Source organism: Paenibacillus sp. MMS20-IR301 (assembly GCF_032302195.1).
GTDB lineage: Bacteria > Bacillota > Bacilli > Paenibacillales > Paenibacillaceae > Paenibacillus_AQ.
On sequence record NZ_CP135275.1, the window covers coordinates 664,207 to 685,730 of the forward strand.

A 21,524-nucleotide genomic window follows, 5' to 3' on the forward strand; every position below is an offset into this window, starting at 1 on the left:
TGACATGAAGACAGGGATATTTGGCGTGGATACCTATAGCTTGGATCTCTGTTAAAGCGAACCGGTGTCCGGTTAAGCGTCTGGATATCCGGTTTTAGGCAGCTGGAATGGCAAAATTATGCTTGATTTGGGTAAATAAATGCTTGATTTGACAATGTCCCGCCTGCCTGGCGCATGTTAGCATGAACTGGTATACAAGCTGCTTATTAAGCCGGACTGAGGAGTAAGGAAGGAGATATTAACATGAGTCAACCAACTCAAAAGCGGGACAGCGGATACGAAGCCTGGTTAACCTATCCGGCGCTGCCGCAGGGTCAACTGCATAAAGAATATATGGAGTGGTGCGGAGCGGTCTCTGTCACCGAAGAGCATGAGACCATTCAGGCAGCGCTGAGCGAATGGCAGCGGGGGATCTTACTGATGCTGGGCACCGAATCCGTACAGGAGCCGCAGCCGGAAGGGTTCTGTGTAGCCTTTGGTACGTTCCAGGGCGGAAATACACTGATCCGGAATGTATTTGCCGAAATGAGTACTGACGCTGTAGGAGCGGAAGGGTTCGCCATCCGCACCAGCTTTGCCCATAAATGCATTGCCGTAGGGGCTGCGGCTCCTGCAGGGTTGCTGTATGGTGTCTTCCATCTCCTGCGCCTGCTCGGAAGCCAGAAGGAAATCGGGCAGCTGGATGAAATTGTGAATCCGGTGAATGCGCTGCGGATGATTAACCATTGGGATAATTTTGACGGCAGTGTGGAAAGGGGGTATTCCGGCCGGTCTTTCTTCTATGAGCATAACCGTTTTGTAGAGGATATGGGCAGAATCACTGATTATGCACGCTTGATGTCTACAGCAGGAATCAATGCGATTGCTATCAACAATGTGAATGTGCATGCACTGGAAACCTTGTTTATCTCTACTTATCTGCCTGAGGTTGCAAGAATAGCCGGAATATTTAGAACGTACGGCATCCGGTTGTTCCTGAGCGTGAACTTCGCCGGCCCGATGCATGAGGGAGAAGTAGGAAACGCCGATCCGCTGGATCCCGGAGTAAGACAGTGGTGGCAGAAGAAGGCGGCAGACATCTATAGGCTAATTCCTGATTTCGGCGGATTTGTCGTCAAGGCCGATTCGGAGAACCGTCCAGGCCCGTTCACTTACGGGCGGGATCATGCTGACGGTGCCAACATGCTGGCAGAAGCCTTGGAGCCGTTCGGCGGAATCGTTATCTGGCGCTGCTTCGTTTACAACTGCAAGCAGGACTGGCGTGACCGCAAGACCGACCGGGCGAGAGCGGCATTTGATCATTTCAAACCGCTTGACGGTAAATTCAAGGATAATGTTATTCTGCAGATCAAGAACGGGCCGATGGATTTCCAGGTTAGAGAGCCGGTATCCCCGTTGTTCGGAGCGCTTGAACAGACCAATCAGGTTATAGAGTTTCAGATTGCCCAGGAGTATACCGGACAACAGCGGCATGTCTGCTACCTGGTTCCGCAGTGGAAGGAGATTATGGAATTTGACACGCAGGCCAAGGGCGGAGCGGCACCTGTGAAGCATATTGTCGACGGATCAGTATGGGGCAACCGTTACAGTGGAGTGGCGGCGGTCTCAAGTGTGGGCAATGACCGGAACTGGACCGGCCATCTGCTGGCACAGGCAAATCTCTACGGATTCGGGCGGCTGGCCTGGAATCCGGAGCTGTCTTCCGAAGAAATTGCGGCAGAGTGGATCGCCTTGACCTTCGGATCGGATACAGATGTTGCCGGCGTAATCAGCCGCATCTTGCTCGATTCCTGGGAGATTTACGAATCTTATACGGCACCGCTTGGGGTTGGCTGGATGATTAATCCTGAGCATCACTACGGCCCGAATGTGGACGGTTATGAGTATTCACAGTGGGGCACCTATCATTATGCCGACCGGCAGGGAATCGGCGTAGACCGGACTACAGCTACGGGCACAGGATACAGCGCCCAGTATATGGGTAGCAATGCCCGGCGTTATGATTCGCTTGCAGCGTGCCCGGATGAGCTGCTGCTGTTCTTCCATCATGTGCCCTACACCCATGTGCTGCATTCCGGCAAAACCGTGATTCAGCATATCTACGACAGCCATTTTGCAGGGGCCGAACGCGCCGCCGGATTGCTGGAAGACTGGCGTACGCTGAAGAACAGGGTCGCGGAAGGATTGTATGTACAGGTTGAGGAGCGACTGCAGGGTCAGGCCGCACATGCCAGGGAATGGCGCGATCAGATCAACACTTACTTCTACCGCAAGAGCGGTATTGAAGATGCCGGAGGACGCAGAATCTATTAAGAGGGCCGGGAGGTGATCATGAAGATGAATCCCACGTTCGGGCAGGTAATCGGGCATTTAACGGCAGGGATCAGCCTGCTGGGCGACACGGTGGATAAGCTTGAGCCTGGAGCTCCGGAGACGGAGGTACAGGGAATAGTGACCGCCTTCTCCGCTTCACAATATGTAATCGAGCAGGCAGCGCTGCTTGGCGCGAATCTGATTATCTCACATGAAGGTGTCTATTACAGCCATCATGATAACCGTGAGGTACTGGAGAATGACCCGCTCTACCGGCAGAAGGCTGCGCTGATAGCCAGTACCGGGGTAAGCATATACCGCTTCCACGATGCGGTGCACCGCTATACTCCGGATGGTATTACCGAAGGGCTGCTGCGGGAGCTGGATTGGGAGCCGTACGTTGAGCAGCATCTGCCTCATGTAACGGTTCTCTCGGTGCCAGCCATGACGGTTTCCGAGATGGCCGGTTATTTGAAGAGGCAGCTGCAGATTCCTTATATCCGCGTGGCCGGTAATTTGTCAGCAGTTTGCAGCAGAGTTGGTGTACTGGTCGGTTATCGGGGAGGCGGAGCGCTGACGCTTCCTTTACTGGGGCAGGAGTCCCTTGATCTGATTATTGCCGGTGAAGGCCCGGAATGGGAGACCCCGGAATATATCCGGGATGCCGTCCGCCAGGGCCGGAACAAAAGTTTAATTATGCTAGGCCATGCCGAGAGTGAAGCGCCCGGGATGAAGCTGCTGGCCGAGCGGCTGAAGTCACGGTTTCCTGATGTGGGGGTCAGCTTTGTTCAGGACCAGCCTGTGTTTCAAATTGTGTAAGGGGGCTGGTTTATCTTTGGGTTTTTCCAGCAGTTACGACTCCAGCGCCTGAGTCATTTGTTCGAGTTTCTCACTGCTCATCTCGGTGGACTCGCCAAGTTCGCTCAGTTCCTGGCCACGGTGTTCCTGTTCTTCTTGTTTCTCTGCGGCCTCAATGCCCTCAAACAAAGCCTGTACCTTTTCTTGGAGTTTGGCCTTATGCCTACTAACCGCTTTGCCCCACACGAAAGTGTAACGATTCGCGTTGGCCTCGATCTTGGTGCCATCCACGAAGTAATGCTCTAGGGAAACGTATTTTTCGTCCGCAAGAAATTGAAGCACGGCGGTAAATACCGTTTCGAGGACATTCCTCATCCGCTGGGAACGAAAGCGATTAAGCGTGCGAAAATCGGGTCGCTGCCGTACGACCAGTCACATGAAAGGAATATTCTCTCGCACGGCTTTGGCGATTCGACGAGACGAATAGATACGCTGAGTGTAAGCGTAAATGATGACTATGGTAAGCATTTTAGAGTGATAGCTGTCGGAGCCGCCGCCGGGATAGGCAGCGTCAAAAATGGAGTAGTCCAGCCGATTGACGGCGGCATTAACGACACGAACAAGGTGATTTTTTGGAATGTCTTCTTCCAGATCCATTGGCAAGCAAAGTGGGTCCTGGTATATTAAATGTACAAAGAAATCGCTCCTTTTTTGAAATGGTTGCTCAACACTTCCATTTTACCAAAGAGCGATTTCTTTTTGTGTTTTTTGAAAGAATGGTAGAAACCTTCCCCGCTTAAACAGTGGAGAGGACGGACTGATTGTGGAAAAGCGGTAGCGGTCGCCTTGGTCTCCGGATTTTCACCGCTAAGGGGAATCAAAAAAATCTGGAGAGCACAGTGATTGGAACAACGGTCCGTTCTCGGAACGTCCACCCAAGTGCACACGTTGATCCTACTCCAAGATAAAGAGCTGTCCCAAGCAGCCATTTCATGGCTTTTGGGACAGCCCCTTGTGTTCCGCTCCATGTTGAAGCCGCAGACGATGGTGGAGTCCGGTATCCGAAGCGGAAGAATCCGGGAATGCAAATGAACCGCCGCTTCAATCAAGAGGCTTATGGACTCCATGCAATAATTTGTATTCCGAAGGTGTGCATTTCTTGTAGCTCTTGAATACGCGGTTGAAGGTAGGCAGACTGCCGAAGCCTGAACTCATGGCGACCTCTATAATCGACAGATTCGGATCGATCAGCAATTTCTCCGCAAACATGATGCGATGCTCGTTGAGATAGTTGTAGTAGGACATGCCCATAAATTGTTTGAACAAACGCATAAAGTGGAATTTACTGAAACCGGCCAGTTCGGCCAGTGTTTCAACTTGGATTTCTTCTGTGCAGTGATCATTGATGTAATTGCACACTTCCAGCAGCTTATCAATGTATTTATGCTGCTGCTGCTGGTTTTTCCGGTGGGGGAAGCGGCGCTCCAGACCCATGAAATTCCGGCCGAGAATAACAAAAAACTGAATCAGCATGGCGTAAGCGGAGGCTTCCTTAAGCAGCGAAGGGCTGAAGTACTCCTCCGTCAGTTCAATCAGCAGCGGCTTCAATGCGCCATGCAGATCCTTGCCTTGTTGTGGCGTAATGGTGATATATGGCCGAAGCAGGTGGAAGGTGGAATCCAGCCCGTTCAGATGATAGAGAAGCGTGCAGTCGAACTGCATGATGATCCGTCTGCCCGTTTCCGGGGCAAACAGCTGATGCAATTCGCCCGGAGGGATAATGAGAATGTCGCCCGGATTCAGAACGATCTGGGTATCATCGACGACCGCCGAATAAGTGTTCTCGAGCGGCATAATCACTTCAGCCGCCGTATGCCAATGGATGGGATAATTATCAGCTTCCCGGTTCAAATAGATGCGAATTCCGAAATGTTCCCGGTAAGACACGGTCTCCTTGGCGCCGTTCAGAATTTCAATCATCAGCATCTTTCCTTTCTTGTATACGAGTTAGCAATATTTGAACAGTCAAAAGCTAAATTCACGAAGATAGAACATAGGAGGCATTTTATAATGAAGTCAATGAAACCGCATACAAATGATCAAAGAAGGTAAAATATCTAATTAAATATATTTTATCACAAAAAAGGAAAGAGGGATGCTGAAATTATGGTCAATCTTGTATACAACCAGGAAAAAATCGATCGCTACAAGGCACGCGCCAAAAGTCTTGTTGAGCAGATGACCCTGCAGGAAAAGGTGCATCAAATGCTGCACTCCGCCCCGGCCATCCCGCGCCTTGGCGTTAAAGCCTACAACTGGTGGAACGAAGCATTGCACGGGGTGGCCAGGGCCGGCGTGGCAACGGTATTTCCGCAAGCCATTGGACTTGCTGCCACGTTCGATGAAGAGCTGCTCGAGGAAGTGGCCGATGCGATCGCAACGGAGGCAAGAGGCAAATTCAACATGCAGCAGGCGTATGGCGATACGGATATTTACAAAGGCCTGACTTTCTGGGCCCCGAACATCAATATCTTCCGCGACCCGAGGTGGGGGCGGGGGCATGAAACTTATGGGGAGGACCCTCATCTGACCGCGAGACTGGGCGTCCGTTTTATTCAGGGCTTGCAGGGACATGACGAGGATTATCTCAAACTCGCCGCCTGCGCCAAGCATTTTGCTGTCCACTCGGGGCCGGAGGGTCTTCGTCACCGCTTTAACGCGGTCGTCTCCGTTCAGGATTTACATGAGACGTATCTGCCGGCTTTTCAGGCTTGCGTTCAAGAAGCCAGGGTCGAAGCGGTAATGGGCGCCTACAACCGGACTAATGGAGAACCCTGCTGTGGAAGCAGTCTCTTGCTTGAACAGATCCTGCGCGGCGAATGGCAGTTTGACGGACATGTTGTTTCGGACTGCTGGGCCATCCGGGATTTTCATGAGCACCATCAAATAACGGCGAACGCCGTTGAATCGGTTGCTTTGGCGGTAAGCCGGGGTTGTGATCTGAATTGCGGCAGCCTGTTTCTGTTTTTGCTGGACGCGGTCAAGGAAGGGCTCGTCACCGAAGAACAGATCGACCTTGCCGTAACCCGGCTGTTTACGACAAGGATGAAGCTCGGCCTGTTTGATCAACCGGAGCAGGTAGCGTTTAACTCGATCAGCTATAACGAAGTGGATACTCCCAGGATGCAGGCATTAAACCGCAAGGCCGCCCGTTCGGGCCTGGTGCTCCTTAAGAACGAGAACGGTTTGCTGCCGCTAAGTAAAGACGGGCTCCGCACGATCGGTGTCATTGGCCCCAATGCTAATAACCGCCGGGCCTTGGTTGGCAATTACGAAGGGACCGCGTCCCGCTATATCACGGTTTTGGAAGGCATCCAGGATTATGCCGGCGAAGCTGCCCGTGTCTTGTATTCCGAAGGCTGCGATTTGTATAAAGGCGGGGTCAGCGGGCTCAGTACCGGGAATGACAGGATCTCTGAAGTTAAGGCTGTATGTGCGGAAAGCGACATTGTAGTCGTTTGCCTGGGCCTGGATGCAGGGCTGGAAGGGGAAGAAGGAGATACCGGGAATCAGTTCGCCAGCGGCGATAAGCCGGATTTAAGGTTCCCCGGGATCCAGGAGGAAGTGCTGAAAACTGCTTATGCCAGCGGCAAGCCAGTGGTGCTGGTCGTACTTTCGGGGAGCGCACTCGATCTGAGCTGGGCAGATGGGCACATACCGGCAATTATGCAGGGCTGGTATCCGGGCTCTCAAGGGGGGCGGGCCATCGCGGAGGCATTGTTCGGTGAATTCTCTCCGGAGGGCAAGCTGCCGGTGACGTTTTACAGGTCGACAGAGGAGCTTCCCGAATTCACAGATTATTCGATGAAAAACCGGACGTACCGCTATATGACCAGTGAGGCACTATATCCGTTCGGTTATGGGCTATCCTATACCCATTTCGCCTTGGACAGTATAGAACTGGATACGGAGCGGATCACATCCCAAGGCGTTCAGGTTACCGCCACACTGCGAAACTGCGGAGACCTGGCGGGGGGAGAAACGCTGCAGTTATACGTCAAGGCCGAGCGGGACGGAGCGCCCAATCCGCAGCTTAAGGTATTCCGGAAAATTTACCTGGAGCCGGGTGAGAAGATGGAAGTAATGCTGCATCTTCCGGTTGCCGCTTTCGCATTATGCGATGAGGAAGGCGTGAGAAGAATTCAGCGGGGAACTTATACCGTTTACATAGGCACCTCTCAGCCAGACCAGCGAAGCCGCACACTGACATGCAGGCAACCTGCGGCATTCACGCTTACTGCCGGTGACGAGCTTGAAATCAAATAAGATTTTTTATGAAGTGAACTATCTTCTAAGGAATGTGGTGATTGACAATGGCAGCCAGCAACAAGGCAGCAGACGCAAGCCCGCTGCTCTCGCACGTCAGAAAAGAGTGGAAACTGTATTCGTTTTTGATCATCCCCGTGCTTTATTTTCTCTTGTTCAAATATGTACCGATGCTCGGGAATATCATCGCTTTCCGCAAATACAGGGGCGGTCCCAATTTGATGGGTACCGAGTGGGTCGGACTGCAGTATTTCGAAATGTTTATGAAGGATCCGACTTTTTGGCGGGCGTTCAGAAACAATCTGTTCCTAAGTGTGGTTTATCTGATTATCCGCTTTCCGACCACACTTATTTTTGCCTTGCTGCTAAACGAATTGGTGCGGATAAGGGTGAAAAAGTTAGTGCAGACCATTTCGTATCTGCCGCATTTTATTTCCGTCGTTATCGTCGTCGGGATGGTTAAAGAAATGGTTTCGTTAAACGGGCCGATCAACGCACTGCTGGCAAATCTGGGCTTTGAAAAAATTATGTTCATTTCCTTGCCGCAATGGTTCTCGACACTTTATGTCTCCTCCGGGATATGGCAAGGGCTTGGCTGGGGCACGATTCTATATTTGGCGGCCATGACCGGAATTAATACGGAGCTGTATGAAGCGGCAAAAATCGATGGTGCAAGCCGCTTCCGGCTGGCTTGGCATGTAACGATTCCGGGCATTCTGCCAACGATCATGACCCTGTTGATCCTGGATGTCGGCAGTATCCTCGGATCGAATTTCGAGAAAATTCTGCTGATGTACAATCCGCTGACTTATCAAACTGCGGATGTTATTTCAACCTACGTGTACCGCATGGGTATCACCGGCGGGAACTTCAGTTATGCCACCGCCGTCGGGTTGTTTGAAGGCGTCATCGGTCTGATCCTGGTAACGACCGCGAACCAGATTTCCAAGAAAACAACGCAATCAAGCTTGTGGTAAAGGAGTGAAAAGCAGTGAAAGTATCGGCGTCCTACCGTACATTTCAAATAGTAAACGGTATTATTATGGCTCTGGTTGTGTTCATAACCCTGTATCCGTTTGTATATCTGGTCGCCCAGTCCTTTAGCTCGGAGGCAGCTGTATATGCAGGCAAGGTCAGTTTTTATCCGGTGGGATTTACAACCAAAACCTATGAGATCCTTTTGAGTAAACCGGATTTCTTCCGGTATTACGGCAATACCATTTTGTATTCCGTGGTGGGTACGGCGATTTCGGTTGCCGCAACGGCGGTGCTGGCCTACCCGTTGTCCAAAGAGAAGCTTCGTATGAATAAGTTTTTTATCCCCTTCGTGCTCTTTACGATGTACTTCGGCGGCGGACTCATTCCGAACTATATTTTGGTGGCCAAAACTTTGGCAATGCGGGACACGATCTGGGCGATCATTATTCCCGGTGCGATCAGCGCCTTTAATGTCATCCTGATGAAGACCTTTTTCTCCAGCCTGCCGCCCGAGCTTGAAGAGGCGGCCAAGGTAGACGGACTGGATGTGTATGGCATCTTTTGGCGGATCACTTTGCCGCTCTCCAAACCGATTTTAGCCACAATCGTTTTGTTTGTCATCGTGGGGATCTGGAATAACTGGTTTGGTCCTTCGCTCTATCTGCAAACGAAGGAGAAGTGGCCGATCGCCTTGTACCTCAAGCAGGTTATCGACAGCGCGGTCAGTCCGACCGAAATGGGTGCTACCTCCGAGCAGGCAACGCAAATAGCGGCGACTGTAAAGTCTGCTGCAATGGTACTTACCTCTCTGCCGATCATTTGCGTCTATCCGTTTGTGCAGAAATATTTTGTCCAAGGTATGATGATTGGTTCTGTCAAAGGGTAACGGGATACGTTCCGGCAGCTCCGGTCGGTCAGCAGTTGACTATTTCCCGTTGCCGGGAGGTACACAATATAGATTTCCTCGTTGCATAAGCAGCTCACAGCTTTACTACATCTTTAAGGAGGTTAAGTATGGAAAGAAATAACTTTCAAAAATGGTCCGGGGTCATGTTATCGGCAGTGATGGTATTGGGGCTCGCGGCTTGCTCGGGTTCAAACGGAAACAACAACGCGAGTAAAACTCCGGCGCCGGCGAACACCGAGGTGAAGGGCAACCAAACGGAAGAGAAGACTTTGGACTACAGCTTTGGGGAGAATCAGACCTTCCACTCGAGCGAACCGGTCACCTATTCAATGATGTACAGCGACCACGAAAACTACCCGTACAGCAAAGACTGGAGATTCTGGAGTGCGGTTCAGGAAAGAACAAATGTTAACTTCGATTTGGCCATCACAGCCAGAACGGAATACGAAAACCAGAAATCGCTGCTCGTTAACAGCGGTGACGCTCCTTACATCATTCCGAAGACGTATGAAGAGTCGGCTTTCGTCGCCGGCGGTCAAATCGTGCCGGTCAGCGACTGGATACAGTATATGCCGAATTATTTGAAAGCGGTTAAAGATTGGGGCTTGGAAGAAGATTTGAAAGCCAAGCTGCAGGCGGATGGCAAATATTATGTGCTTCCTGGTCTTTGGGAGGTTGCCGGGGGCGGATATTCCTATATCATCCGCAAGGACATTTTCGAGGCGGCGGGCATTGACGTTGAGGCCGAGGAAGGAAATTGGACATACGAAGATTTCTATGCAGCGCTTAAGAAAGTCAAGGAGTATACCAAAAAAGACTATGTGTTCTCCGATGAATTCAAAGGCGACTCCACGCTGAATATTGCCGGGGTGGCTTACGGCGTAACCGCAGGTTGGGGTAAGGCAAACGGAATGAAGTTTGACCACGATAAAAATCAGTTTTATTTTGCCGATGCATCGGATGACTTCAAATCTTATGTCACTTATTTCAATAAGCTGATTAACGAAAAGATCATGGACCCGGAATCGTTCACCCAGGAGGATGACGCGGCCCAAGCCAAGTTCTTTAAAGGCGACAGCTTCGTGATTAACGGCAACTATCAGCTGCTGGCTGATTTCCAGACGAAGATGCAGGACCCTAATGCCGAACTCTACATGATTGTACAACCAGGCGGTCCTAAAGGAATGCTGCAAATGGAAACATCCCGCCTTGAGAACGGGGTTATGATCAGTCAAAACGCACTGGACGATTTAGGTGAAGAGGAATTTATCAAAATGCTGCGTCTGGTCGACTGGCTGTGGTACTCTGATGAAGGACATACGCTCAGCTTATGGGGCGTGGAAGGGGAAACCTACACCAAGGATGCAAGCGGCAACTTTGTGCTCGATCCCGATATTACGTATAACGGCATGAACGTCGATACGGCAACGAAAAAACTGAACGCCGATTTTGGTTTCGGCAATGGCATGTTTGCCTATGGCGGTTCCGCTAAGCTCAAGCTGTCCAAAATGACAGAAGGGGAACGGGACTACAACGACCGGATCTTCGCCACGCGTGAGCCGCGGAAGATTGATCCGCCAATCATGGCGAATCCCGACCAGAGTGAACAGATGAACCTGATCCAAACCCCGCTGATGGACTATGTCAGCACGATGACTTTGAAATTTGTTACCGGCCAGGAGAGCCTTGCGAACTGGGATGTCTATGTTGCAGCTGTGAAAGCAAACGGCAGTGAGCGTTATGAACAAATGGCCAACGAAGTGTTTGAAAGTACAAAAAGTCTGCTGGGATATTAAATCGGCACAGGAGCCTGGCACACCTTTGCGGTGTACCGGGTTCTTTTTTGTAAGAAGGGGGAGTATCAATGAGCCGGAGCAAATGTTTCAATAACGATTGGCTGTTTTCTAAACATCCTCTTCACACGGACTTCGAGTCTGTAATAACCGGCAAGGCTGACTGGAAATCCGTAACTGTTCCCCATGATTGGCTGATTGGTGATTCATATCACCTTTACGAGGACGGAGATGGCTGGTACCGCAAAGCTTTTGTTCTGCCTGAGCAAGCTCCTGGAACCCGGTTAACCTTACGTTTCGAAGGGGTATACATGGATTCGGCGTTCTATGTAAATGGCCATGCCGCGGGCGTCTGGAAATACGGTTATTCGACCTTTGAAATCGATATTACTCCATTCGCGAAAGCGGGGACTAATGAAATTTATGTCCATGTCGTTCATCAGTCTCCCAATTCCCGTTGGTACACCGGCGCCGGGATATACCGGTCTGTGTGGTTAAAGTCATATCCCGATACCCATATGGCAGCAGACGGGATCTATATTTCGACCTCACATGACAACGAAACCTGGTTTGTGGAGGCTAGCACAGAAATAGTAATAGGAGAACAAAGACGCGGGGCTTCAACCTCAGACCTGAAGCTGCGCTATCACGTAATTGATAACGACGGCAAATCCGTGGCTGTGACCGAGGCTGCTTTATCCGGCGCCAAGAAGAACGGTTCATTAATGTGTGCAGGCACCCGGATTCCTATAGAAAAGCCTGAATTATGGGATATCAGCCGGCCTTACTGCTACACACTTACAGTGGAGCTGATAGATGGTGATGCGGTTATCGAAGCAGAAACACAAAGCTTTGGATTCCGTATGATCAAGTTCGACAGCCGGCAAGGATTCTTCTTGAACGGAAGGCATGTTAAGCTCCAGGGTGTCTGCCAGCATCATGACCTTGGCGCGCTTGGTGCTGCTGTGAACAAGACGGCTCTGCGCCGTCAGCTGGTCCTGCTGCAGGAGATGGGTGTGAATGCCATCCGTACCGCGCATAATATGCCTGCTGTAGAGCTGATGGAGCTGGCGGATGAGCTGGGGCTGCTCATCGTCTCGGAAGCCTTCGATATGTGGGAGCGCAGCAAGACACCTTATGATTATGCCCGGTTCTATCCGCAGTGGTGGAAGCGGGATATTGCCAGCTGGGTAAGGCGGGATCGCAACCGGCCGAGTCTCATCATGTGGAGCATCGGCAACGAGATTTATGACACGCATGCTGACAGCCGCGGCCAGGAGCTGACCCGGGAGCTGATGGACGAAGTGCTGCTCCATGATCCGCAGCGCAATGCCTTCGTGACGATCGGCTCCAACTTTATGCCTTGGGAGAATGCACAGAAATGTGCCGATATCGTCAAGGTGGCGGGCTATAACTATGCTGAGAAATATTACGGGCAGCACCATGAGGAGCACCCGGACTGGATTATTTACGGCAGTGAGACCTGCTCGACAGTGCAGAGCCGGGGAGTCTACCACTTCCCGCTGGCTCAATCTGTTCTGGCTGATGATGATCAGCAATGCTCTTCTCTGGGGAACAGTTCTACCAGCTGGGGCGCCAAAAGCACGGAGGCCTGCATCACCGCAGACCGGGATGCCTCCTTCTCGCTGGGACAGTTTATCTGGACGGGCTTTGACTATATCGGGGAGCCGACTCCCTACCATACCAAGAACTCTTATTTCGGACAGCTGGACACCGCAGGCTTTCCCAAGGATTCCTATTACATTTATCAGGCAGAATGGACAGATTACCGTACGCATCCGATGATTCATATCTTCCCTCACTGGGACTTCTCGCCGGGTCAGCTGATTGATGTGCGGGTCTGCTCGAATGCTCCGCGCATCGAGCTGTTCTTGAATGATGTCTCGCAGGGCAGCGTGAATATCGATCATGTGAACGGACATAAGCTGCTTGGAGAATGGCAGCTGCCTTATGCAGAGGGGGTTCTGCGTGCAGTTGCTTATGGTGAGCAGGGGAATGTAATTGCTACGGAGCAGATTTCCTCCTTCGGGAATGCAGCTTCGCTGGTGCTAACCCCTGACAAGCGGGAAATGACCGCAGACGGTACGGGCCTTATTTTCGTAACGGTCAGCACACTAGATCAGTCCGGGCGTCCGGTAGCCAATGCCAATAACCGGATTCACCTGAGCGTGGACGGCCCGGGCAGGCTGATCGGTTTGGATAACGGGGACAGCACGGACTATGATTCCTACAAAGGCGTAAGCCGCCGCCTGTTCAGCGGTAAGCTGCTGGCGGTGATTGCCGGTACACTGGAAGCCGGGACGATTACGCTGCGTGCGGCTTCAGCGGGGGTAGCTGCTGCCGAGGTTCAACTGCAGTCCGTTCTTCCGGCTCCGGGAACCGTACCTGAAGACGGACTATACCTGTATGCGCATAATCCGCAGGAAGCAGATGCTTCCGCCGCCGGAATGCCGCAGCCGGGGGAAGCGGACGATATCCCGGTCCGGAAGCTGGAGATCATCTGCCCGGAAGGCAATGTTCTGACGCCCGGGCAGCCGTCACTTCCGGTCCGGGTGAAGCTGCATCCGCCGGATGCCTCCTGGCGGGAGGTGGAGTGGCGCATTACCAATGCAGCCGGAATCGATACGAATATTGCTGCAATGGAGACGGACGGCCATGAAGCAGTTATCACAGGCCTGGGAGACGGGGATGTGTATATCCGCTGCGGCACAGCCAACGGAGCAGACAGCATCCGGCTCTATTCACAGATGGAATTGAAGCTTACAGGCTTCGGCCGGGCTTGTCTGAATCCGTATGAATTTGTATCTTCCGGGTATCACAGCAGCCGCAGCACGAATCTCACTAACGGCAACGAACGGGGGGTCGCAACAGCCCGGGAAGGGGAGAGCCGGATCTGCTTTGAGCGGATTGACTTCGGGGAGTACGGAGCGGATGAAATCATCCTGCCAATATTCTCGTTGGATGACCTTGAATTCCCCATAGAAATATGGGAAGGCATTCCGGGGGATAGCACGGCAGCGCTGCTCACCACCGTCACGTACCAGAAGCCTTCCATCTGGAATGTGTATCAGGAGGCGTGTTATAGGCTGCCTAAGCGTTTGACCGGCATAACTTCCCTGTCCTTCGTCCTGCGGAAGAAAATCCATCTGAAAGGCTTCTCGTTTGTCCGCAAGCAAAAAGCGTTCGAGCGTCTTGACGCAATAGCTAATAACGCGGTTTACGGGGATTCCTTCACTGTGACCGGGGATGCCATTGAGGGGATCGGCAATAATGTTTCGCTGGTTTATACAGGAATGGACTTTGGCGGGGCGGAATGCTCAAGGATTGTAATCTGCGGGCGCTCCGCACTCGCAGGCAACACGCTGCAGATTCTTTTCGGCGGTCCTGATGGTGAATCCAAACAGCTGATTGAATTCGCCGGAAGCGGCAGTTACACGGAACGTGAATTCGTTCTGGAGCCGCCGGTAAGCGGCAGCCGGACAGTCACTTTCCTGTTCCTGCCAGGCAGCCGGTTTGACTTCAAGTGGTTCCGGTTCCTGCCGTCCGTGTAGCAATAAGGGATATCCCAAACAGCCATTCCATGGCCTTTGAGATATCCCTATTGTTTGTGGCGGTTGAAGCGAACTAATATACCCGCTCGTCATCCCCCGCTTGGCCAATCCGCACCTCAATCAGCTTCAAAGCGCTGACAGCTCTGATCGCATGCTGTTGTCCCCTGGTTATTGTAAATATTCCGCCTGCCTGTGCTGCGGCTGCAAGCCCGTTCATCTTGACCTCTCCGTGACCGGATATAATTATCCATGTCTTGGCAGAGTGCTGACAGTCCATTTCAGGTATTTCATGTTCCGGCAGCAGTGTCAGCTGGATCGTAAGTGTTAACCCGGTGCCGTTTGCCGTCCTGTCCAGGAGAGTATAGCTCCCCCATGCGGCTTCTCCATACCCTGGCTCCTTAACGGAATGCTCTTGCAGAATGTCCTTGATGCGGTTTGCTTCCTTCTTGGCGGCAATCAGAATGCCTTCCGGACTTCCTACGGCAATTATACCGGGAACACCGATGACATGCAGCGGAACGTTCAGTTCGTTGACAATATGGGTGTCCCGGGCTTCACCCCAGATTGCCCCGTTTCCAATAACTGGTGTCTGCAGCCGGGCAGCCAGTGTACTCCAGCTTCCCAGATCCCCCCATTCCCCTTCATGCCGCAATACGACTGCTTTGGCGCTGCGCTCTGCGACTTCTTTATCAAAGCTGCGGACCGGGAGTCCGGGATATTGCTCTATAAATGCTGCGGCATCGGTGGGCAGTCCCATCTTCTCCAGATGAGAGAGCATGAAACTTAGCGTAAAAGCAAAAACTCCGCAGTTCCATAACGCGTGTGCCTCAATCAATTCCTGCGCACGTACTATTTCCGGCTTCTCCTCAAAAGTGAGTACTTTAGCATAAGCGTCAGTTGAACCCGGCTCCGGAATAATATAGCCGTACTGATCCGAAGGGGCAGACGGTTTTGTGCCCAGCAGAGCAAGATCAGCCCCTGAGGCAGCTAGTACATCTGTGAATTCATGGAACTTCAGGAAAAAGCTCTCGTCCGCGTACATATCTGCCGGAGCTACGCACAGGATATCTTCCGGCTTGGCCTTGCCTGCAGAATAGAGATGCAAGGCTCCAAGCGCGGCCGCCGTAAAGGTGCCGCGCTTATGCGGTTCTCCGATTACCGGATAGCAGTTCCCGGTATACCTCCGGACAAGGCCCGCCTGATCCTGATGCGCGGCGAACAATAAGGATTCATCAAGTCCGGCATGGCGGAGCTGGCGGCACACCCGCCCGATCATCGATTCGGTGCCTCCTCCAGGTGCAGGGAGCAGGCGGAGAAACATCTTGGAGCGGATCCGGCCGGACAGGGGCCACAGCCGCTGGCCGGAGCCCCCGCATAAAAGAATAGTGTGCAAGGCTGTCTGCCTCCTTAGGGCTTGCCTGGAGTGGAATATCCCTTGCGCTGATGAAAGGACAGCGAACGGTAGGAACGGGCGAGCTTACGGATCTTTTCTTTTCCAAGAAGAGCCGCAGGGGTTTTCAATGCTTTATTGTTTGCATTCTTGAGCAGCACAGAGGCGCTGTTCCCGCTGTACACATAGTTGGCATAAGTTTCGAATTCGGAGAACCCGAATTGCTTTTTTTTGTTGATACTGCGCAGGACCGCGGCATGCCAGGACATCCCGTGGCGGGCTTCGATGGTACGTTTCAGTGCAGCCAGCTTCGCGGACTCAAACAGCATGTAATGGGTAACGAAAGACTTGGGTGATGGCGCGGCGGTGCCAAACAGCTTCCGGTAGGTACGAAAATACTCCCGCTGGCTCCAATTGCGGCAATAAAAGATAGTCCGTCCTTCAGAACGGAAGAGGTGAGGGCGGATTAGTACCGTATCGGCATCGACAACCAGAAAGAATTTTTCACGGCAAATATGATTTCCGTTCATTTTGAGCAGCTGCTGATACAGCCAGCCGGACCGGTTCCAGCGGGAGGAGGAGTAGCGGATATCTTTTTTGGTAAAAGGGAGCACGGTAGCTTCGTTCACAAAAATGCAGTTTTTCCGGGAACATAATGCCCTGATTCTGCTGCTGTCCGGTGAAACAATATAAATATTGCTGATGGGATGGCGGACATAACGGCGGAGGCTGTCAATGACATAAGGGAGGGTTGCAAGATCCTTTTCAATGGCCGGGATCAGGATGTCAATAGCCGGCCCGTTTTTTGATGCATTAGCTGAAGAAGCTGACATGGATTCATCTCCGTACCTGTATTGACACTTGAGCGTCTGCAGTAAGTTATGCCCGTGATTGAACGGTTGACAGGGCAAGCACTCTCCACAGGAGCACAAAATAAACATATTTTCATGTACGGGACAGATGCTTTATACAGCTCTGCCTTCTTATGCATAGGATGCAGCGGTTGATAAATCTAGGGAGGATTACTGTTAATCATTCCTTCTCGGACAGGAGAGTGCGTGCGTGAGCGCCAAACAGGTTCAGTCAGGACAGAGCAAATGGTATAAAACCCAATTGCTGCTTAAGAACAACACCATTCATCCCTTCATCCCCGATACCCGGAAGTTCACCAAACACAATCTCAAGCAGATGATTCACAGCTATGGAATGATCTATGTCAAGCCGGAACGGGGAACCTATGGCAATGGGGTGATCCGCGCTGAGCGGGGGGAGCGTCAGGGGTATGCGTACCAGTATGAGGAAACGCTGCGCCAGTTCGATACTTTTGAAGCTTTTCATAACAGTCTCGCGAAGAAGATCGGCAAAAGGAGCTATCTGGTTCAAAAAGGCATCCATCTGCTGAAGCATAACGGGCGGCGCTTCGATATCCGTGTGATGGTGCAGCTTAGTCCCAAAGGTGTCTGGGAAGCCACCGGGATCATCGGCCGGCTCGGGCATCCGCGTAAAATAGTGACGAACTACCACAGCGGCGGCAAGCCGACTGCGGTTGAGCAATTGCTCTCTACCCATCTGTCAGCCCAGCAGCTCATGCACTTGAAGGGAGAACTGAACCGGTTGGGCATACGCATAGCGGCTCAAATGCAGAAGACCTACCCGCACCACCGGCAATTCGGTGTAGATATCGGTCTCGACCGGACGCTGAAGCCGTGGATTATTGAAGTAAACATGAATCCTGACCCGTATATTTTCAATCAGCTGAAGGATAAATCCATGTACCGCAGAGTCATGAGATACCGGCGGCTTGGCCTCACGAAATGAGTCTCGGCGCATACTCGCAGGCTTGCCCGGCTGGGCAGGTCTTTATTTAATTGTGCACCCGTGTGTATGAACCAGTTTGTTTCACACAAGTGACTCTAAGCTGCAGGCCGCCTCTATAGCTAAATACCGCTGCTTTATAGTAAAATTAGATAAATTTACTTACCGAGGAGCTGTCCCATGCTGGACATAATCAGATCAAAGCACGCATTCCCCACCGGTATCCGCTTTTGCTGGTCGACCGGATCACCGGGCAAGAAGAGGGGAAGCGGGCAACGGGAATCAAGAATGTGAGTATCGGCGAGCCGTATATGACCGGGCATTTCCCCGGCTATCCGGTGATGCCGGGTGTATTAATCGTTGAAGCCCTGTGCAGTGCGGAGATAATGTTCGCTTTCAGCGGGCAATAACGGGCGGAAAAGGCGGCTGAATAAAAATCATGATAATAAGTGTTGTATTTAAAACGGTTTCATGCTATTTTATAAACTATAAAAACGTTTTTATTACAGAGGAACATTGATATGGCAAAGATAACAATCAAAGATGTGGCCAGAGAAGCGGGCGTCTCCATCTCCACCGTCTCCAACGCCTTGAATGATGTGGATGTGCTGAACCCGGAGACCAAATCCCATGTGCTGAAGGTGGCCCAGCGCCTCAATTATGTTCCGAACCTGAACGGCAAGCTGCTGAAGTCCGGTACGACTAAGATGCTGGGATTCTTCACAACAAGCGTGACCGGTCCATACTTCTACAAGCTGGTAGAATCCATGGCCCGGCAATGTGACCGTCTGGGCTACGGCCTGAATGTCTTTGTCACCAAGGACAAACAGGTAATTATGAGCAACATTCTGGGGCGGCGCGTGGACGGCGTCATTATCTACGAAGAGCTGGGCATCGACGAGCATGATATTGCCGCAATGAGTAAGGACAAGATTAAGGCGGTATTCCTGGACCGGGTGCTGGAGAACGAAGGCATGGGCAGCATTATTTTTGATTCTTACGAAGCAGGGTATGAGGCTACGAAATATTTGATCGGCCTCGGGCATAAGCGGATTGCCTATATCTCCGGTGTGGACACGATGTTCGACAGCGTGCAGCGGCAGGAGGGGTATCTTGCGGCGCTCCGCCAATATCAGCTTCCTGTGGATGAGGATTATATCCTCCAGGGGTATTTCGAGGAAGACAGCACCTATAATGCCGTAAAGTCCTTTATCCGCGTACATCCCGAGAAATTGCCGGATGCCTTCCTGGCCGGTAATGATATCAGTGCGATCGGCTGTATTCAGGCGCTGAAGAGCTACGGTTATGAGGTTCCGCAGGATGTCAGCGTAATGGGCTTTGACGATATTGATATCGCCCCGTACTATTCTCCGCCGCTTACAACTGTAAGGAACCAGATTGCAAGACAGGGCATGCTGGCCATCGATCATCTGGTCCGTATGATTCAGGACAAAGAGCAGGGTGCTGTGCAGAAATTGCAGGGTGAACTTGTGGTAAGAGGCTCAAGCCATGTGAAGCTGGACCGGAATGATCGCCCATAGAGAGCAGAAGTGATCATTTTGAAATATAAGCTGTTTCCGCCGGGTCTGTTTTATAAATATAATCATAGCAGGGGGGCTTTTTTTTGCGCAGAAATAAAAACGTTTTTATTGATTTAGAGATCTGAATTTCTTGATTTGGAGGGGAGAATAACGTGAACAAAACAGCTGTAGCATCATCCGCCGCAATTCCGCCGGCCCGCAAGAAGCCGGTCTCGCAAAGGGTGAAGGAGTTCATCAGGGATTACAAAAGGCAGTGGGAGATTCAGTCCATGGTGCTGCCGGGCATTATTTTTATGATTATATTCTGCTACATACCGATCTACGGCTTAAGTATTGCCTTCAAAAATTACACTGTCATCGACACGCTGTCCTCCGCACCCTGGGTCGGGCTTGAGAACTTCAAAATCATTATGTCCGATGAATATTTCTGGGATGCGGTCGTAAATACGCTGGGCATCAGCTTCCTGAAGCTGGCGGTCGGGTTCGTCATTCCAATTATACTGGCGATAATGATCTACGAGCTGAACATGGGCCGGTTCAAAAAATTCGTCCAGACCATCTCCTATCTGCCGCATTTTCTCTCCTGGATCGTGCTCGGCGGAATGCTGATTACCTGGTTCTCGACCTCGGGACTGTTCAATGAGCTGCTGCTGAATCTCGGGCTGATCTCGAAGCCGTCCAACATTCTGCTCGATTCCGGCAAGTACTGGTGGATCGCCACATTGTCCGATATCTGGAAAGAGGCCGGCTGGGGAACGATTCTGTACCTTGCCATCATGTCAAAGATCGATCCGACCTATTATGAAGCTGCCAAGATCGACGGGGCCAGCCGGCTCCGCCAAATCTGGAACATCACGCTTCCGAACATGAAGTCGATTATCAGCCTGAATCTGATCCTGACTGTAAGCGGTTTACTTGGCTCCAATCTCGATCAGACGCTGGTGCTCATGAACTCGCAGAACCGGGCCAGAGCCGAGGTCATCAACTCGTATGTATACCGGATGGGGATGACGCAAGGCGACTTCTCCTACGCGACTGCCGTAGGTCTCGGAGTCTCTATCGTTTCGGTAATCCTGCTGGTCACGGCCAACTCCATCACCAGCAAATTGAATGATAATCAATCCGTGTTATAAAGGGAGGCAGCTGCTGTGAACCGAAAGGTGGTTAAAGAAGATATCGACAGCCGGATCTTTGACGCCGTCAATATGATTTTGCTGGTCATCTTCATGGTCATTATTCTCGTTCCGCTATGGAACGTTATCATTTCATCGTTAAGCTCAGGCAAGGCGCTTGCCGAGGGCGGATTCATCTTCTGGTCCAAAGAATTCTCACTGGAGAATTACCGTGCCGTCTTTAATGACAGCAGCATCGGGCAGTCGTTCCTGGTCTCGGTCTCCAAAACCTTCGTCGGGGTATTCACCCATGTATTCTTTTGCGCAATGATCGGTTACGGTCTCAGTAAAAGGGATATCCGCGGCCGCAAGCTGTATGTGGCGATGGGCGTCATTACGATGTTCTTTTCCGGCGGGATGATTCCGACTTACCTGCTGATCAAATCGCTCGGGCTGCTGAACAGCTTCTGGGTGTACATTATTCCAGCCTTATTCAGCTATTACGACGTTGTCATTCTGATGAACTTTTTCCGGAACGTACCGGATTCGCTTGAAGAGTCGGCCAAAATCGACGGTGCAGGCGACTGGCATATTTTCCTGAAAATCTTCATTCCGCTCTCCATGCCCGCTATGGCGACAATCGCCCTGTTCAACGGAGTGGGGCAATGGAACGACTTCATGACAACCAAACTATATATCACCAATCAGGCGCTGTACCCGCTGCAAATGAAGCTGTATGAGATTATCGTGCAGTCACAGACCCAGTCGATGCAGAACATCGGGGGCTCCGCCGTAATTGAAACCACCACCAAAGGGGTTCAACTAGCTACGATTGTCATTACCACCCTGCCGATCGTTGCGATGTATCCAATTCTGCAAAGGTACTTTATCTCCGGCATGATGATGGGGGCGGTCAAAGAGTAGGGAAGAGGGGGATTGGCATGCTTTGAATTTGTGGACTTATTCATTTTCGAAACCG

General features: G+C 51.6%; 18 protein-coding genes. 13 read left to right on the plus strand and 5 right to left on the minus strand.

Annotation, left to right across the window (positions count from 1 at the left end; all coding sequences use genetic code 11):
• Window positions 1-243: 243 nt before the first annotated feature.
• The gene (locus LOS79_RS02670) at window positions 244-2,313 is read left to right on the plus strand and encodes an alpha-glucuronidase family glycosyl hydrolase (RefSeq protein ID WP_315416082.1); all 2,070 of its coding nucleotides are present in this window, start codon (window positions 244-246) and stop codon (window positions 2,311-2,313) included.
• A 24-nt stretch (window positions 2,314-2,337) separates the two neighbouring features.
• Complete coding sequence (locus tag LOS79_RS02675; protein ID WP_315421949.1) at window positions 2,338-3,132, plus strand: Nif3-like dinuclear metal center hexameric protein; 795 nt, start codon at window positions 2,338-2,340, stop codon at window positions 3,130-3,132.
• Between the two features lie 33 nt (window positions 3,133-3,165).
• Here LOS79_RS02675 and LOS79_RS02680 read toward each other — a convergent pair whose 3' ends face one another.
• Together LOS79_RS02680 and LOS79_RS02685 are read right to left on the minus strand one after the other, a co-directional pair.
• A complete protein-coding gene (locus tag LOS79_RS02680) occupies window positions 3,166-3,453 on the minus strand; it encodes a hypothetical protein (RefSeq protein WP_315416083.1) in 288 nt (95 codons plus the stop codon).
• A 90-nt stretch (window positions 3,454-3,543) separates the two neighbouring features.
• A complete protein-coding gene (locus LOS79_RS02685) occupies window positions 3,544-3,768 on the minus strand; it encodes a transposase (protein ID WP_315416085.1) in 225 nt (74 codons plus the stop codon).
• Here LOS79_RS02685 and LOS79_RS02690 point away from each other — a divergent pair.
• Window positions 3,768-3,911 (plus strand): hypothetical protein, encoded by a 144-nt coding sequence (locus LOS79_RS02690; protein WP_315416086.1) that lies wholly within the window; start codon window positions 3,768-3,770, stop codon window positions 3,909-3,911. The genes LOS79_RS02685 and LOS79_RS02690 overlap by 1 nt on opposite strands.
• Before the next feature lie 301 nt (window positions 3,912-4,212).
• Here LOS79_RS02690 and LOS79_RS02695 read toward each other — a convergent pair whose 3' ends face one another.
• Window positions 4,213-5,091: a helix-turn-helix transcriptional regulator gene (locus LOS79_RS02695; RefSeq protein WP_315416087.1), complete on the minus strand. Its 879-nt coding sequence runs from the start codon at window positions 5,089-5,091 to the stop codon at window positions 4,213-4,215.
• A gap of 186 nt (window positions 5,092-5,277) precedes the next feature.
• On the opposite strand from LOS79_RS02695, the gene LOS79_RS02700 reads away from it, so the two are divergent.
• The 5 genes from LOS79_RS02700 (at window position 5,278) to LOS79_RS02720 (ending at window position 14,687) form a co-directional block, all read left to right on the plus strand.
• On the plus strand, window positions 5,278-7,437 hold the full coding sequence (locus LOS79_RS02700) for a glycoside hydrolase family 3 C-terminal domain-containing protein (protein WP_315416088.1): 2,160 nt from the start codon (window positions 5,278-5,280) through the stop codon (window positions 7,435-7,437).
• A gap of 47 nt (window positions 7,438-7,484) precedes the next feature.
• On the plus strand, window positions 7,485-8,414 hold the full coding sequence (locus tag LOS79_RS02705; RefSeq protein ID WP_315416090.1) for an ABC transporter permease: 930 nt from the start codon (window positions 7,485-7,487) through the stop codon (window positions 8,412-8,414).
• Window positions 8,415-8,479: 65 nt separating this feature from the next.
• Complete coding sequence (locus LOS79_RS02710) at window positions 8,480-9,301, plus strand: carbohydrate ABC transporter permease (RefSeq protein WP_397386769.1); 822 nt, start codon at window positions 8,480-8,482, stop codon at window positions 9,299-9,301.
• A 128-nt stretch (window positions 9,302-9,429) separates the two neighbouring features.
• Window positions 9,430-11,118, plus strand: coding sequence for an ABC transporter substrate-binding protein (locus LOS79_RS02715; protein WP_315416092.1), 1,689 nt, complete (start codon window positions 9,430-9,432; stop codon window positions 11,116-11,118).
• Between the two features lie 68 nt (window positions 11,119-11,186).
• A complete protein-coding gene (locus tag LOS79_RS02720) occupies window positions 11,187-14,687 on the plus strand; it encodes a glycoside hydrolase family 2 TIM barrel-domain containing protein (protein WP_315416093.1) in 3,501 nt (1,166 codons plus the stop codon).
• A gap of 73 nt (window positions 14,688-14,760) precedes the next feature.
• Here LOS79_RS02720 and LOS79_RS02725 read toward each other — a convergent pair whose 3' ends face one another.
• Both LOS79_RS02725 and LOS79_RS02730 read right to left on the minus strand, forming a co-directional pair.
• The gene (locus LOS79_RS02725) at window positions 14,761-16,080 is read right to left on the minus strand and encodes a sugar phosphate nucleotidyltransferase (RefSeq protein WP_315416095.1); all 1,320 of its coding nucleotides are present in this window, start codon (window positions 16,078-16,080) and stop codon (window positions 14,761-14,763) included.
• A 14-nt stretch (window positions 16,081-16,094) separates the two neighbouring features.
• Window positions 16,095-16,910 carry a DUF6492 family protein gene (locus LOS79_RS02730; RefSeq protein ID WP_315416096.1) on the minus strand — a complete coding sequence of 272 codons (816 nt, stop codon included), beginning with the start codon at window positions 16,908-16,910 and terminating at the stop codon, window positions 16,095-16,097.
• Window positions 16,911-17,139: 229 nt separating this feature from the next.
• Here LOS79_RS02730 and LOS79_RS02735 point away from each other — a divergent pair, with 229 nt between their 5' ends.
• The 5 genes from LOS79_RS02735 to LOS79_RS02755 all read left to right on the plus strand — a co-directional run bounded on the left by LOS79_RS02735 (window position 17,140) and on the right by LOS79_RS02755 (window position 21,469).
• Complete coding sequence (locus LOS79_RS02735; RefSeq protein ID WP_315416097.1) at window positions 17,140-17,895, plus strand: YheC/YheD family protein; 756 nt, start codon at window positions 17,140-17,142, stop codon at window positions 17,893-17,895.
• 170 nt (window positions 17,896-18,065) lie between these two features.
• Window positions 18,066-18,302 (plus strand): ApeI family dehydratase, encoded by a 237-nt coding sequence (locus LOS79_RS02740; protein ID WP_315421952.1) that lies wholly within the window; start codon window positions 18,066-18,068, stop codon window positions 18,300-18,302.
• Window positions 18,303-18,413: 111 nt separating this feature from the next.
• Window positions 18,414-19,433 (plus strand): LacI family DNA-binding transcriptional regulator, encoded by a 1,020-nt coding sequence (locus LOS79_RS02745; RefSeq protein WP_315416098.1) that lies wholly within the window; start codon window positions 18,414-18,416, stop codon window positions 19,431-19,433.
• A 152-nt stretch (window positions 19,434-19,585) separates the two neighbouring features.
• Window positions 19,586-20,566, plus strand: coding sequence for an ABC transporter permease (locus tag LOS79_RS02750; protein ID WP_315416100.1), 981 nt, complete (start codon window positions 19,586-19,588; stop codon window positions 20,564-20,566).
• A gap of 15 nt (window positions 20,567-20,581) precedes the next feature.
• Window positions 20,582-21,469 carry a carbohydrate ABC transporter permease gene (locus LOS79_RS02755; protein WP_315416102.1) on the plus strand — a complete coding sequence of 296 codons (888 nt, stop codon included), beginning with the start codon at window positions 20,582-20,584 and terminating at the stop codon, window positions 21,467-21,469.
• Window positions 21,470-21,524: the final 55 nt, after the last annotated feature.

What these genes read in the sequence shown, in the direction of transcription:
- LOS79_RS02710 (WP_397386769.1), top strand. Translation starts at nt 8,480, where the DNA reads ATGGCTCTGGTTGTGTTCATAACCCTGTATCCGTTTGTATATCTGGTC.
- LOS79_RS02695 (WP_315416087.1), bottom strand. Translation starts at nt 5,091, where the DNA reads ATGATTGAAATTCTGAACGGCGCCAAGGAGACCGTGTCTTACCGGGAA.
- LOS79_RS02705 (WP_315416090.1), top strand. Translation starts at nt 7,485, where the DNA reads ATGGCAGCCAGCAACAAGGCAGCAGACGCAAGCCCGCTGCTCTCGCAC.
- LOS79_RS02730 (WP_315416096.1), bottom strand. Translation starts at nt 16,910, where the DNA reads ATGTCAGCTTCTTCAGCTAATGCATCAAAAAACGGGCCGGCTATTGAC.
- LOS79_RS02745 (WP_315416098.1), top strand. Translation starts at nt 18,414, where the DNA reads ATGGCAAAGATAACAATCAAAGATGTGGCCAGAGAAGCGGGCGTCTCC.
- LOS79_RS02670 (WP_315416082.1), top strand. Translation starts at nt 244, where the DNA reads ATGAGTCAACCAACTCAAAAGCGGGACAGCGGATACGAAGCCTGGTTA.
- LOS79_RS02720 (WP_315416093.1), top strand. Translation starts at nt 11,187, where the DNA reads ATGAGCCGGAGCAAATGTTTCAATAACGATTGGCTGTTTTCTAAACAT.
- LOS79_RS02715 (WP_315416092.1), top strand. Translation starts at nt 9,430, where the DNA reads ATGGAAAGAAATAACTTTCAAAAATGGTCCGGGGTCATGTTATCGGCA.
- LOS79_RS02685 (WP_315416085.1), bottom strand. Translation starts at nt 3,768, where the DNA reads ATGGATCTGGAAGAAGACATTCCAAAAAATCACCTTGTTCGTGTCGTT.
- LOS79_RS02675 (WP_315421949.1), top strand. Translation starts at nt 2,338, where the DNA reads ATGAATCCCACGTTCGGGCAGGTAATCGGGCATTTAACGGCAGGGATC.
- LOS79_RS02700 (WP_315416088.1), top strand. Translation starts at nt 5,278, where the DNA reads ATGGTCAATCTTGTATACAACCAGGAAAAAATCGATCGCTACAAGGCA.